Annotated in this window: 13 protein-coding genes; 9 read left to right on the plus strand and 4 right to left on the minus strand. The window is 60.3% G+C overall.

The genetic code is table 11. The annotated features are described in order from the left end of the window. The first annotated feature begins 223 nt into the window (after positions 1–223). Entirely contained in the window at positions 224–757 is a 534-nt protein-coding gene (locus tag GR183_RS15390) for a universal stress protein (protein ID WP_160776543.1), read from the plus strand. 11 nt (positions 758–768) lie between these two features. On the opposite strand, the gene GR183_RS15395 is transcribed toward GR183_RS15390, so the two are convergent. The 3 genes from GR183_RS15395 to GR183_RS15405 all read right to left on the minus strand — a co-directional run bounded on the left by GR183_RS15395 (position 769) and on the right by GR183_RS15405 (position 3,453). Further along, complete coding sequence (locus GR183_RS15395) at positions 769–1,575, minus strand: 2-keto-4-pentenoate hydratase (protein WP_160776544.1); 807 nt, start codon at positions 1,573–1,575, stop codon at positions 769–771. 12 nt (positions 1,576–1,587) lie between these two features. After that, positions 1,588–2,466, minus strand: coding sequence for a trypsin-like serine peptidase (locus tag GR183_RS15400; protein ID WP_160776545.1), 879 nt, complete (start codon positions 2,464–2,466; stop codon positions 1,588–1,590). A gap of 96 nt (positions 2,467–2,562) precedes the next feature. Beyond that, positions 2,563–3,453, minus strand: a complete 891-nt coding sequence (locus tag GR183_RS15405; RefSeq protein ID WP_160776546.1) for a LysR substrate-binding domain-containing protein — start codon at positions 3,451–3,453, stop codon at positions 2,563–2,565. Between the two features lie 107 nt (positions 3,454–3,560). On the opposite strand from GR183_RS15405, the gene GR183_RS15410 reads away from it, so the two are divergent. The 3 genes from GR183_RS15410 to GR183_RS15420 all read left to right on the plus strand — a co-directional run bounded on the left by GR183_RS15410 (position 3,561) and on the right by GR183_RS15420 (position 7,865). Beyond that, a complete protein-coding gene (locus GR183_RS15410; protein WP_160776547.1) occupies positions 3,561–4,481 on the plus strand; it encodes a DMT family transporter in 921 nt (306 codons plus the stop codon). Positions 4,482–4,769: 288 nt separating this feature from the next. Next, entirely contained in the window at positions 4,770–6,350 is a 1,581-nt protein-coding gene (locus tag GR183_RS15415; RefSeq protein WP_160776548.1) for an arylsulfatase, read from the plus strand. Positions 6,351–6,584: 234 nt separating this feature from the next. Continuing rightward, the gene (locus tag GR183_RS15420) at positions 6,585–7,865 is read left to right on the plus strand and encodes an adenylate/guanylate cyclase domain-containing protein (protein ID WP_160776549.1); all 1,281 of its coding nucleotides are present in this window, start codon (positions 6,585–6,587) and stop codon (positions 7,863–7,865) included. A gap of 21 nt (positions 7,866–7,886) precedes the next feature. On the opposite strand, the gene GR183_RS15425 is transcribed toward GR183_RS15420, so the two are convergent. After that, a complete protein-coding gene (locus tag GR183_RS15425; RefSeq protein WP_208999869.1) occupies positions 7,887–8,636 on the minus strand; it encodes a FadR/GntR family transcriptional regulator in 750 nt (249 codons plus the stop codon). A gap of 53 nt (positions 8,637–8,689) precedes the next feature. Here GR183_RS15425 and GR183_RS15430 point away from each other — a divergent pair, with 53 nt between their 5' ends. From GR183_RS15430 to GR183_RS15450, 5 genes are all read left to right on the plus strand, one after another. Beyond that, a complete protein-coding gene (locus tag GR183_RS15430; protein WP_160776745.1) occupies positions 8,690–9,424 on the plus strand; it encodes a sulfite exporter TauE/SafE family protein in 735 nt (244 codons plus the stop codon). 45 nt (positions 9,425–9,469) lie between these two features. Then, complete coding sequence (locus tag GR183_RS15435) at positions 9,470–10,204, plus strand: TSUP family transporter (protein ID WP_160776550.1); 735 nt, start codon at positions 9,470–9,472, stop codon at positions 10,202–10,204. A 311-nt stretch (positions 10,205–10,515) separates the two neighbouring features. Further along, on the plus strand, positions 10,516–11,337 hold the full coding sequence (locus GR183_RS15440; RefSeq protein ID WP_160776551.1) for a class I SAM-dependent methyltransferase: 822 nt from the start codon (positions 10,516–10,518) through the stop codon (positions 11,335–11,337). Positions 11,338–11,761: 424 nt separating this feature from the next. Beyond that, on the plus strand, positions 11,762–12,358 hold the full coding sequence (locus GR183_RS15445; protein ID WP_160776552.1) for an ANTAR domain-containing response regulator: 597 nt from the start codon (positions 11,762–11,764) through the stop codon (positions 12,356–12,358). Further along, entirely contained in the window at positions 12,358–13,572 is a 1,215-nt protein-coding gene (locus tag GR183_RS15450; RefSeq protein WP_202396122.1) for a CmpA/NrtA family ABC transporter substrate-binding protein, read from the plus strand. Before GR183_RS15445 ends, GR183_RS15450 begins: the two co-directional genes overlap by 1 nt. Positions 13,573–13,684: the final 112 nt, after the last annotated feature.

Below are 13,684 nucleotides of genomic sequence, written 5' to 3' on the forward strand. Positions count from 1 at the left end.
CCGCATTTTGGCTTAGATGCGAATATTTGAATGTATTGGACCGAGATAGTAAGCGCATGGCACCCGCGCAAGTGGGAATTTACACCAACGGAACACGATTGCGGGAGCGGCAAACGCTTCTTTCGAAAGTGGCCCATCGCTCAGGAATAGGAATTGAGATTCGTCAATGCGCGTTTGAACTCCAAAACCTTACCTTAGGAGAATATTCAAAGGGAGGTCTGCCGTGATCAAGAAGGTTCTCATTGCAACGGATGGATCCGACCATGCCAAGAAGGCAGTCGCATTCGGATCGGACATCGCCTCGAAGTACGGTGCCGACGTCGTGCTCGTTCATGTCCTCTTGCGCGGCGAGGTGTCGGAAGACCTGATGCACATGGCGGAGGTGGAGCAACTGATGGGCGAAGGCGGCAAGCCCCTGTCGGAGGCTTTTGCTTCCGTTCCTGTCGGGCGCTTTCCCGCCGATATCACCTTCACCCCGGAAAACCCGAACGTTCCCTACCGGGTCCTTGAGGCCGTCGGCGAGCAGGTGCTCGACCAGGCGGAAAGGATCGCGAAGGAACACGGCGCGACGAAAGTCTCAAGACGCATCGAGGACGGCAAGCCCGTCGACCGTATTCTCGATGCGGTCAACTCGGAAGGGGCCGATCTGCTGGTTACCGGCACGCGCGGGCTTTCGAACGTGAAGTCGATGATGGTCGGCAGCGTGTCGCACAAGCTGTCGCACATGTCGCCCGTCACCTGCATCTCGGTGCGGTAAGGCTATACGGCTCACTCGAAGCGCAGCGTAAGTCCCTCAAGTGGCAGCCCGTCGAATTGTGTCGACCATGTTTCGCCAGGCACGACGGGCATTGCGCGCGTCAGTGTGCCCGTGGAGATGATCTCGCCGGGCAGAAGTGGCGGTGCGGCCGGGTCGTCGGCCAGAACCGCTGCCAAATGACGAAGGGCAGCAAGCGGGCCGCCATCGAGAACGTTTGACGAAACGCCTTCGTCAACGGCCTCGCCATTGCAGAAGAGCGTTATTCGGAAATTCGCCAGCCGCCTGCGCCAGTCGTCACGGATCTCCGGGGTGATTTCGGAAAAAGGGCCGTGAACCAGCGCGCCATGCAGCGCGAAGGCAGCCACCGTGTCGGCGGCCTGGAAGCGCCAGCCGGCGAAGAGCGACTGTACGATCTCGAAGCTGTGCGCCACATGAGAGATGCAGCCCATCAATTCGGCCTCGCTCATGGCTGGCGAAGGCGCTTTCCCGAGCTTCAGGAGGATTTCCGGTTCGATCCTCGGCTCCACCAGCGCGTCGAGCGAAAGGCTCTCAGCGCCGGGTTTCACGGTTGTGGAATAAACGGGACCCCAGATCGGCGCATAGACCTTGTATTCGTCCCAGATCGTGCGGTTGGTGAAGCCGATTTTTCGCCCGACAGGTATCTCGCCGCGTTCCTGCCGCAAGCGGGTGATTTCCCCCGAGACCCGATAGGCCGCCTTGTGGTCGAAACCGCTGTGCCGCCCGGTAATGCAGGGGATCTGCCGCTTCTCGTCGAGAGCCGCGAGGATTTCGCGGGCGATCGTCGCTTCTTCCGTCATGGCCTCATCCGCTCACTTTGCTTTTTCGGGCGCGCGGCCCGGCAAGCCGGCCCTGCCACTTTCATCCGCGCTCTGTTGATCTCCTGCCCGAAGCCGGCGTGCGGCATCCAGCATTTCGCCGACGGGCGTCGCCAGCCGAATGAAACCATCCTCGCCCACGCCCGCGCCGCTGTGAACCGCGATGATGGAGACTTTGCCACCCTCCATCAATAGGACGGGCGCGCCGGAATCTCCCGCCATGACGGCGCATTCATGGGCAAACAACCGGTTGTCGTTGAGAAAGCCCGTCATGCCGCAATCCTCGTCGACCGAAAGCACATGTTCGCGGACGTGCGGATATCCGGCCACTACGATGCGCCCACCCCGGGCAAGCGCATTTTCGAGTTCGCTCTCATCGAGCGCGGACAAGCCCAGATAGCCGACTTCGGCGCCGATGGCGTCGCTCAGCTCGACGATCGCCCAGTCGTCGCCGGGGTCGTAGTCAAACGGCCTCGTTTCCCCGTCCTCATCGGGTAGGTAGATCTTTGCTCCGGTCGAATGGGCGGAATAGCCGCCGCGCTGATAGCCGGCAAGAAAGTGCAGGTCTTCAGGGTCGACCCAGCCGATATAAGGACCGACGTAAAGGCAGTGCGCGGACGTCAGAACAAACCGTTCGCCGATAAGCGTCGCCGTGCAGTACCGCCTGACGCGGTATGCGGAAAAGTTGAGCCGCCCGATCGCGCTCCAGGGGTAGACGCCGGCATCGACGATTGCGCGTGCCTTCACCTCGTCGCAGCCGGCAGCTAGCTCACGGCCGCTGCCGCACAGGGCGTTGAGAGCGGGAACGAACTGCGCGGGCGGCTTTGTCTCCTGCGCCATGGCCACTTCGGCGAACGGAATCAGAAGCGCCATGCAGGCGATCAACAGGCACCCAGATTGCCGAACGCACGGCACCATCGCGCAAACCTCCCGGATAAGATGGTCCGAGGATATCCGGATCGTTTCTCCTTATGAACACCCGATGGCCACGGCGAATGGATATTGATCCGCCTCTTTCCGCTCCTGCGTCACCAACCCGGAAAACGTATCGACCAGATCTTTTGCCGCCTGCGACAGTTCGCGCCGGCGGGCCTTGACGGTAAGGAACGTGGGCTCCACCGCAGGAAAGCCGTCATGTTCGCTGAGCTTGCGAATACCGGATATCCGGTCGGTTTCCGCCAGCAGCGCCACGCCGAGCCCGCTTTTCACCGCGGCCCGCACCCCTGACCAATTGGGGCTTTCATAGGCAATGCGCCAGCCCACGCCCGCTGCCTCAAGGGCTTGCGTTGCCCGCGCGCGGTAGGAACACCCATCTGGAAACGCGATCAGCGGCACGGGACGCTCGTCAATCCCGCCCGCCTCCTTTCCGGCGACCCACGACAAAGGTTCAAGCCAGCACGCCAAAGCATCGCGAGGTGGAGCCGTTTCCTTGACGACCGCGATATCGAGATGCCCGTCTTCAAGACGCCGTTGCAACTCGACACTGGGCGCCGCGACCACGTTCAACCGCACGGCGCGGTGCTTCGCGGCAAAGCGCGCAAGCACCTCCGGCAGCCTTTGGACGGCGAAATCTTCCGGGATCCCGACATGAAGAAACTCCCTGTCCTTGTCGCGAAGGGCTGCCCGTCCCTCCTCGTCGATTGCAAGCATGCGCCTTGCATAGAGGAGATAACGTTCGCCTTCCTCGGTCAGCCTCACCCGGCGCGTATCCCTGTCGAAGAGCACCGTCTCCAGATAGCGTTCCAGCCGGCCCACCTGCTGGCTGATGGTCGACTGCGTCTTGTGGATGCGTGCAGCGGCATGCGTGAAGCTGCTGGCTTCCGCCACAGCGACAAAGGCGCGCAACAGGTCGAGTTCCATGCGATTAATCCATATTTCCAATAGATGTGACGTATTAATTTAATTTCTCAATTTCTCGACGCAATGCCTAAATGGCGCCCCGCTGCCAATGATCGAAGGTGTCGTCCGTGCCCCGCATATCGCCTGGAAGCTCCGCCTATCTCGGGCTGGTCCTGCTGTTCTGCCTGACCTGGAGTTCCGCTTTCCCGATTGTCAAATTCTCGCTCGCGGTCTCGCCGCCGGTCCTGTTTCTAGGGCTGCGGTTTCTGCTGGCCGCCGTTCTGTTGCTTGCCTGGGCGTGGTGGCGAGGGGACCTCGCGGGCCTTGGTCGCGGCTGCTGGGGGTGGTTGTTTGTCCTCGGGCTCCTCAATCAGGCCGGATACAACGGCATGACGTGGCTCGGCATGGGCGAGGTGTCTTCCGGCCTTGCGACGATCATCATAAGCATGAACCCGATCCTGATTGCCTTCGCCGCATCCCTCGTGCTGGGCGAGGCGCTGACGCTACGCCGTTTCGCAGGCCTGCTGCTGGGTCTCATCGGCGTGGTCATCGTGGTTCGCGGACGCATGAGCGGGGAAGGAGAAGACGTCGGCGGCATTATTCTCGTCACGCTCGGGCTCGTCTCCCTCGTTTCGGGCACGGTCCTCTTCAAACGGTGGACGCCCCGCGTCAGCCTGCCGGCCCTCGTCGGCGGGCAGTCGCTTGCGGCCGGTGCCGCGTTGCTCGCGACAGGCCTGATCATCGAAAACCCGTCGCAGATCGTCGTCGGCCCCAATCTGTGGGTCGCGCTCGCCTATAACGTTTTCGTGGTCTCAATAGGCGCCTTCCTGCTCTGGTTCCTTCTGCTTCGCCTCGGCAGTGCCGTCTCCGCCAGCGCCCTGCATTTCCTCATGCCGCCGCTCGGCCTCCTGTTCGGCTGGGCGCTGCTTGGCGAGCCCGTGCTTGCGCAAGACCTCGCCGGCGTCATTCCCATCGGCATCGGCATCTGGCTCGTCACCCGCGCGCAGCCTGCGGTTCGCACGCAGGAAACAGCCTCTTCAACGGCGTGATCGGGCATGCCCGCTACCCGACACTGGATGCCTCGTCGACACCGCGAGAGCAAGGAAGATGCCGCGTTCGAACAGGCCAATTCGAGCTTTTTTCGTGATCCGATATCATCATACTTACGTAACGGAACTTATCGGGCGCGAATACTGGACGCTCTTGGCGTATGTGTCCGGGCACTGTGTCCGTGACCGAGAGCAATTTATGTATCGCCGGGAGTGTCAACCAGTCCGTATGTAATTCGTTCGGCGACAAACGCTCTGACCGTTACCAAGACGCAGAAAGGATATGCCATGCGTATTTTCGCGCTTGTCAGTGCTTTGGCCATGGTGATCTGTGCCGGCTCCGCCTTCGCTCAGGACCGGCAACGGCCGAATATTCTGGTCATCTGGGGTGACGATGTCGGCTGGTCCAATTTGTCCTCCTATGGCAATACCGTCATGGGCTACAGGACGCCCAACATCGACAGGATCGCCACTGAAGGGATCAAGTTCGTCGATCATTACGCCCAGCCCTCGTGCACCGCGGGCCGCGCGGCTTTCATCACGGGGCAATATCCGATCCGCTCCGGCATGACGACGGTGGGCCAGCCCGGTTCGGCGCTCGGGCTGCAGGCGGCTTCGCCTTCTCTCGCGGAAGAACTTAAGAAGATCGGTTATCGCACCGCCCAGTTCGGCAAGAACCATCTTGGCGACCGCAACGAGCACCTGCCGACCGTCCACGGCTTCGATGAGTTCTTCGGGAACCTCTATCACCTCAACACGCAGGAAGAAGCCGAACAGCGCGACTATCAGCGCTTCGGAGCGGCTTTCTCCGGCAGTCTGGAGGAATACGAAAGCCGCTTCGGCACGCGCGGGGTGCTGCACAGCTTCGCGACGGAAGAGGACGACCCGACCGAGGATCCGCGCTTCGGGCGCGTCGGCAAGCAGACCATCACCGACACCGGCCCGCTGACCCAGGAACGCATGAAGAATTTCGACGCCGGCGAGGTGATACCCAAGGCGCTCGATTTCATGGGTTCGGCAAATGCGGCGGGCGAGCCTTTCTTCGTTTGGCTCAATCCAAGCCGCATGCATCTCTACACCAGGCTCAACGACGAGTGGCGCTATGCCGCGGAGGAATTCACCTCCGAGTCCGATCTGTACGGCTCGGGCCTTTTGCAGCACGACCATGATATCGGGCTGGTGCTCGACTGGCTGGATGAAAACGGCCTGACGGAAAACACCATCGTCTGGTACTCCACCGACAACGGGCCTGAGCACAATTCCTGGCCGCATGGCGGCACGACCCCGTTCCGCGGCGAGAAGATGACGACCTATGAGGGCGGTGTCCGCGTTCCTTCGATGGTCCGCTGGCCCGGCGAACTGGAAGCCGGCAGGGTGCTCAACGGCATCCAGGCGCATCAGGACATGTTTACGACGCTCGCCGCCGCAGCCGGTATCGAGGACGTCAACGCCGATGTGCTGGCAAGCAAGAACCAGTATATCGACGGTGTAAACAACCTGGCCTACTGGAAGGGCGAACAGGGCAATTCCAACCGCGATCACATCTTCCACTACTACGAGAGCAAGCTCATGGCCGTCAGGATGGGGCCGTGGAAAATGCATTTCTCGACCAAGGAAGACTATTACGACACGATCGAGGCCCGCACGGCGCCGCTGGTGTTCAACATCCGCATGGACCCTTACGAAAGCTACGACACGACCGACGCCTACGGTCATCTCATGCAGAAGGTGTCATGGCTGATGCAGCCCATGGGCGTGCTCATGCAGCAGCATCTCCAGACGCTGGCGGATTACCCGCCGGTGCAGGGCGGTGCCTCCTTCGACATGTCGAATGTCGTCGAGCAATTCATCAACAGCCCGAGACAGTAGACGGCAGATAAAACTCCGCCGGCCCGGAGCGATCCGGGCCGGACAACTCGCCGCATTCCTCGCCGCGCCGCAAACGACCGCTCTGCCCCCGTTCGAAACTTTCAGGCCATCTCGCGGTGGAGACAGGGCCGGCCGGTCCGTGCCGCCGCATGTCCGCATTTCCCAAGTTCGCTAGGAAATAGCTGTTGGGTCGGCTAGACTTGACGTTTGTGGGGTATTCGCGAGATCCGATCGGTGGTCGCAAGTACAGATCCATATGCCGGCGACGGCCGGGCGCTGAAAAACTTTCGGGAGCGCGAAGACGCGACCCGCGAAATACTTGAGGTTATCAGCCGCTCCCGCGACGATGAAAAACCCGTCTTCGACACGATCCTGCGAAGCGCTCTGCGTTTATGCGAGGTCGATATGTCGGTCCTGGCGATGCTCAACGAGGAGGGCACGCACCTCGAGCTGACGGCGAGCGCGGGGGCGCAGTTCGTGGCATTGAAGCCAGGAGAAGACAGGTGGCCGGTCGACAGCAACCTGACTGTTGCCCGTGCGGTTCGCGAGCGCCGAAACATAGTGACCGAGGATCTGCGCGACGATGACGTTTATCGCCAGGGCAATCCGACGCGGGTTGCGCTTGTCGAGAAAGAGGGCATGCGCTCCCAATTGGTGATCCCGCTCATGAGCGGCGAGCGGGCCATCGGCTCTTTTGTCTTGCAGCGGCGAAAGAAGCGATCTTTCACGCAAAATGAAATCACCCTTCTCCAGTCTTTCGCCGCGCAAGCCGTGATCGCGATAGAAAACGTGCGGCAATTCAAGGCGCTTGAACGCCTCAACGAAGAGCTGAGCGACCGGGTCGAGCAACAGGTCAGCCAGATCGAACGCATGAGCCGGTTGAAGCGTTTCCTGCCTGCCGCGGTTGCCGATACCATCGTCAGCCAGGGCTCGGACAAGGTGCTGTCCAGCCACCGGGCGCTGCTTGGGGTTTTGTTCTGCGACATCCGCGGGTTTACGGCGTTTTGTGAAACTGCGGAACCGGAGGAGACCATAGAAGTTCTCCAGACCTATCACGAGGAGATGGGCAAACTTATCAATGCGTACGGCGCAGGGGTCGATCACCGCATGGGCGATGGCATCATGGTGCTCTTCAACGATCCGCTGCCCTGTGACGACCCGGCAAGCGACGCTGTTCGACTGGCAATCGCCATGCGCGAGCGGATGGCCGAGTTGAGCGCGCAATGGAAACGCCTGGGTTACCGGCTTGGATTCGGCGTCGGTATCTCGCTGGGATATGCCACGGTCGGAATGGTCGGCTTCGAAGGCAGGTTCGACTACACGGCGTCAGGAACGGCGATCAACCTTGCCGCCCGCCTTTGCGACGAAGCCGAAGACGGCGAAATTCTCCTAAGCCCGCGCGCCGGCATCGCGGTGGAGGATGCCTATCGGCTTGAATCCCGGGGTGAGATAAGCCTCAAGGGTATCAGGGAGCCGCTGGAGGTCTTCAGACTGGGCGGCACCGCCGCAACATAGTCGGCGAACGACCGCATTTGACTAATCAAGATCTGAGAACCTCGGCGATCCCGGCGCAAGCTGGAGAGCTTCGATTATTGCTTCCAAATGTGCGCGCATTTCACCTTCCGCCGCCTTGGTGTCCCTGTTTTTGATCGCAACCACGATGCGCTGATGCTGGTCGCTGTGCTGCCCCTTGAACTCTCTGATGCCAATGTGTCGATACGTTCGATCCCATTGCGTTTGCCAGGTAGACCGACGCCTTGCTTCCGAGAGGAAGGTCAGGATCGAATACAGGATCGGGTTTTTCGCCACCTCTGCGATCGTTCGGTGAAAGATGTCATCCGCCTGCTGACATTCGAACCTGTCATGACCGGCACGCCCGACCGCGACACATTCATTCAGCTTGGCAATATCCGCCGCCGTCGCTTTGCGTGCCGCTTCTGCCGCCACGGCTGGCTCGATCAGGTATCTAGCCTGCACCAGTTCCTGAACGGACGTCGCCTGAACCAAAAGGCTTTCCCTGCGCAGGGCCGCGCCGGGCCTTGGACCGCAAAACGTCCCTTGGCCGACGTGACGCCAAACCTCGTTCTCTTCTTCAAGCACAAGCAGAGCACGCCGCAGGGTTTCGCGGCTGCAAGAAAACTGCCGCGCCAATTCCCGCTCAGGCGGCAACCTGTCGCCTACAGCCATCCCGCCGGAATGCAAAAGCTCCCGAAGCAATGTGAGAACGGTTGATGTCTTCGTGTTTCGCATAACCAAATCAGACCAATTTGTAGACCAATATAACATGCCGCTAGTTGTGCGCCAGGTCTTCTGGAGGATTTGGTGTGTTCGAGGTATCCATGATCGTTTGTGCGGGGCTCCTCTGTGGAGCTTTAAACGCAATCGCCGGCGGAGGGACGTTCGTTACCTTGCCGGTCCTGGTGTGGCTCGGCATACCGCCGGTCGTTGCAAATGCGACCGCAACAACCATGGCGGTGCCGGGCTATTTTGCCAGCGTCTGGGCCTATCGCCACGACATTCGGGCTGAAGGTACGCTGCCTCTCGGATCGATTTTCGTTGTCGCGGCTATAGGTGGCGTTCTGGGTGCCGCGCTTCTTGTTGTTACATCGCCGGATGCGTTTCTGGCGCTCGTTCCGTGGCTCCTGCTGACGGCAACACTTCTTTTCGCCTCTGCACCCCGGTTGCAACGGCTCTCCGAGGCCAGCGGAATTGGCATTCGTTCAGCGGGGGTGGCGGCAATCGTCCTTCTGCTGGTGGCGACTTATGGAGGTTATTTCAACGGCGGGCTGGGCATCATCATGCTCGCCGCCCTCTCACTTCAAGGATATCGAAACCTTCATGGAATGAACGGGCTAAAGAGCCTGCTTGCCTCCATTCTTTCCACACTGTCTGTCGTCACGTTCATGACTGCCGATCTGATCGCGTGGGAATCCGCTATCCCCATGGCTTTGGCCAATATTTGCGGTGCATACATCACGTCGAGGTTCGTGCGGCGCATTGAAAGGATCGACATTCTCCGGCTCGTCATCGTCGTCATTGGAGGTGCGATGACGGTCGCATTTTTCGTCGCGTGATCGGCCGAAGCCAAAAACAACTGAAATCGAAACAGGTCTAAATGAATGTCAGCTACCTTGTTACCCGATTTGGGGCCTTGGGCAATCTGTGCCGTCACGGTTTTCATCGGCACCCTTGTTCAACGGTTGTCGGGAGCGGGCTTCGGGATGTTCGCGGCGCCCGTGATGGCGCTTGTCGCGCCGGAATGGCTACCCGGAACGGTTCTTCTCGTCGGGTTCATTATCGGGTCAGGCGCTTTTCTGAGTGCACGAGAGTCCGTCCACAGTAGAGACCTGCTGCCCGGCTTTGCCGGTCGCATTCTGGGTGCCAGCATTGCCGCCTACATCGCGACGGCCGTCGTCGGCACCAGCGCATTGGCAATCATCGTGGGTCTTATTGTGCTGTTTGCAGTTGGATTGACGGTACTCGGGCTCTCATTCCCGATTTCCAGCAGATCTCTTTTTGTTGCCGGTGGCGTTAGCGGCGTCATGGGAACGCTGACAGGCGTCGGTGCGCCGCCAATGGCCATACTCTATTCCAGTGTCGAGCCGCGAAGGTCGGCTGCGACACAAAACGCGTTCTATGGTTTTGGCACCCTGGTTGCGATCATAGCGCTTTCGATCGCCGGTGTTCTCACGCTTTCACAGCTCGCGTTTGCGGCCTCGCTCGCGCCATTGGTGCCAGTTGCCCTAAGAAGCTCGCGCCCATTGGCCGTTCGTTTTGAGCGTGGTGCAATTCGGCCATGGGCCCTTGGACTGGCGACCGTTTCAGCATTGGCCTTGCTCGGGCACAGTCTGTAGCCGGCTAGCCAAAAAGCTACCCTTGCCGCGGCCGCGGCGGAGATCTGAAACCTGCGCATTGTCGACGTTCAGGCATGGCGCAGCGAAAGTCGGCCCTCACCGGCAATTGATCTTTGATGCCGTGGAGCACCGCGACGAGCCCAAAGCGGAGCGGATTTTCAGGCGTGATTTGGTGATTCACGCGCCCGTGACTACCCTGACTTTATCGAGGAAACGTTCCGCTCCACCAGCTCGGAACTCCAGGACTTTCGCACCCGGACAAGACCGGCTGGTGGCAAGCTGCACGAGAGTGCGCGAAACGGGGGAGACAAATGAACCCGAAGGTCGAGGTACACTACAAGGGCGAGGGCAACCTGGCCGACAAGATTGCCGCAGGTCTCGAGAAAGCGGGAAGACGTCTCGATAATCTGAGGACGACCGACCTCGCCGCCATTGACGAGTTTCACATCCGCGGGCGCAAGGCGACGCTCGAACTCGGGGAGCAGTTGAACCTCGGTGCCGGGGCGAGGCTTCTCGACCTCGGCAGCGGCCTCGGCGGTCCGGCCCGAACACTGGCGGAAACCTATAGCTGCTACGTCAAGGGAATCGACCTTACCGAGGAGTTTTGCAACGCGGCGAACATCATCTCGTCATGGCTGGGATTGGCGGGCAAGGTGCATTGTCAGCAAGGCGATGCGACCGACCTCCCGTTTCCCGAGGATGAATTCGACGCCACGATGACCATCCATGTCGCAATGAATATCCCGGACAAGGACAAGCTCTATTCAGAAGCCCGCAGGACACTGAAACCCGGTGGGCGCTTCGCGGCATATGACGTAATCCAGGGCGATGGCGGAGATGTCCATTTTCCGGTGCCCTGGGCGCGTCAGCCCTCGATCAGCCATCTGGCCACTGACAAACAGATGCAATCGCTGCTCACTGGAGCCGGGTTTCGAATCCTCGATATCCATGACTCGAGTGAAAAAAGCCTGACATGGTTCGAAGAAAGAATGAGGCAACTCTCTGAATCAGGACCACCCCCGGTCTCTTTCAATATGTTCCTTGGGAATGATTATCCGGAAATGGTGCGGAACCAGGTTCGCAATCTGGCTGAAGGACGGATCAGGACGATTGGTTATATCTGTGAGGGGTAAAACCAAATCATCCCGGACTCGATGCATCACGAAGTGGCTCTTCGAAGAGCCGGGATCTAATCTCTTCGCCAAACATTACGAAATATCAGTCAGTTCGCAGCATTGCCCCACTCAAATCACTATTGCCCTTGCATGTTGAACCGAGATTGAACGCCCGCTCAAGGCGGGCACGACGACGGAGAATGGTTCGGCGCTCTGCACGCCCCATGGCACCGCCTGAACCGGATGGCAGTGCGCTTTCACCCGCCCCTCACGGCTTCTCACCGCACCCTGACCTCGTAAATCCGGTGGCAATCCCTTAAAATCAAAATATAGAAATCAAGCTGCCACCGTCGGGCCTCGCCTCGAAGATTGATCGTCCAGAAATTTTTCTGCCTAAAATTTAGCTTTGCCAATCTTTGAGGCATAAGCAAGGAATAGGCGCATGGTTGACGCCTCCCTCAAGATCCTCGTCATCGACGAAAACCGCATCCGCGCCTCGATCATCGAGACGGGCCTTCGGGAGGCCGGACACGATCAGGTTTTCGTCTTGAGCGAGTTGCAGGGCATCGCGCGCAGAATTTCCGAGATTGCGCCGGACGTCATCGTCATCGATCTCGAAAATCCGGGCCGCGACATGCTGGAGGATATGTTCCAGCTTTCGCGCAGCGTGCGGCGGCCGATTGCCATGTTCGTCGACCAGTCGGACAAGTCGGCCATAGAAGCGGCGATAGACGCCGGAGTTTCGGCTTACGTCATCGACGGGCTGAAGCAGGAGCGCGTGAAGCCGATCCTCGACATGGCGGTGATGCGCTTCAACGCCTTTTCGCGTCTGGAGCGGGACCTTCAGGACGCCCGCAACGAGTTGCAGGAGCGAAAGGTCGTCGAGCGTGCCAAGGGAATTCTCATGAAGACGCGTGGGCTCGGCGAGGATGAGGCCTATGCCCTCCTGCGCAAGACCGCGATGAACCAGAACAAGAAGATCGGCGAAATCGCCCGAAGCCTCGTCACCGCGGCCGATCTTCTGGGAGATGCCTCATAATGCCCGATCACCAGATCATTGCAGGCTTCCTGCCGCTTCTGGACAGCGCGATATTGGTCGCCGCCCGCGAGAAAGGTTTCGCGGAAGGTGAAGGCGTCGACCTTTCTCTTGTGCGCGAGACCTCGTGGGCCAATATCCGCGACCGCATGGCGGTCGGGCATTTTCACGCGGCCCAGATGCTGGCGCCCATGCCGATTGCCTCCAACCTCGGCCTCACCCCGCTTGCCGTTCCGCTTGCGGCTCCCATGGTGCTTGGGCTTGGAGGCAACGCGATCACCGTTTCCAACGCGCTCTGGGCGCGCATGGCGGAAGCCGGTGCGACGCCCGATCTCGATCCCGCCTCCACCGGCAAGGCGTTGAAATCCATCATCGCCGAGCGTGCGTCGACCGGCGAAGCGCGGCTTCGCTTCGCCGTCGTCCACCCCCATTCCGGGCATAATTACGAGCTTCGCTACTGGCTTGCTGCATGCGGCATCGATCCGGATGAGGACGTCGAGATCCTCATTGCCCCGCCCCCTCTTCTGCCCGACGCCATGTCGAACGGGCGGATCGACGGCTTTTGCGTGGGCGAGCCGTGGAACACCGTCGCCGTGCGTGCGGGCTCCGGCCGCATCGCAACGGTAAAGGCCAGGATCTGGCGCTCAAGCCCTGAAAAGGTGCTTGCCCTCCACGCCGACTGGATGGGGGAAAACGAGGCCGCAACGCACGCGCTTCTGCGCGCGCTCTACCGTGCCGCCGCGTGGTGCGGCGCAAGCTGGAACCATCAGGAACTGGCGGAAATCCTGGCGCGCGAGGATTATCTGGGCGTTTCTCCGCAAGCTATCATGCCGGCGCTCGGTGGCCAGCTCGGTCTGGGCGGCGGCGAAATTGCGGAGGTGCGCGATTTCTTCGTGCCGTTTGCCTCCGCCGCGACCTTCCCCTGGAAAAGCCACGCGCTCTGGTTCTACAGCCAGATGGTGCGCTGGGGCCAATGTTCCTTTTCGAAAGACCATCTCGAAACTGTGGAATCGAGCTTCCGGCCGGACATCTACCGGGCAGCGCTTGGCCCCATCGGCGCGGCCATTCCGGCAGCCGACAGCAAGGTCGAAGGCGCGCGCATCCATGCCGGTGCCATCGAGACCGACGCCGGCAAACTGCAAGTCCTGGCCGACGGCTTCTTCGACGGCGAGACCTTCGATCCGGGCGCCATCGAGGATTATCTCGCCCGCCCGTGACCAATTCTGCTGCATTGCACAAAATTTCCGCACCCCTGCCCGCGTCGGCATCAAAAAATAACGCTGCGGCAATCAACGACTGTTCCTCGAATTCCACGCGCCTTTGAAATCA

Source organism: Stappia sediminis (assembly GCF_009826895.1).
GTDB lineage: Bacteria > Pseudomonadota > Alphaproteobacteria > Rhizobiales > Stappiaceae > Hongsoonwoonella > Hongsoonwoonella sediminis.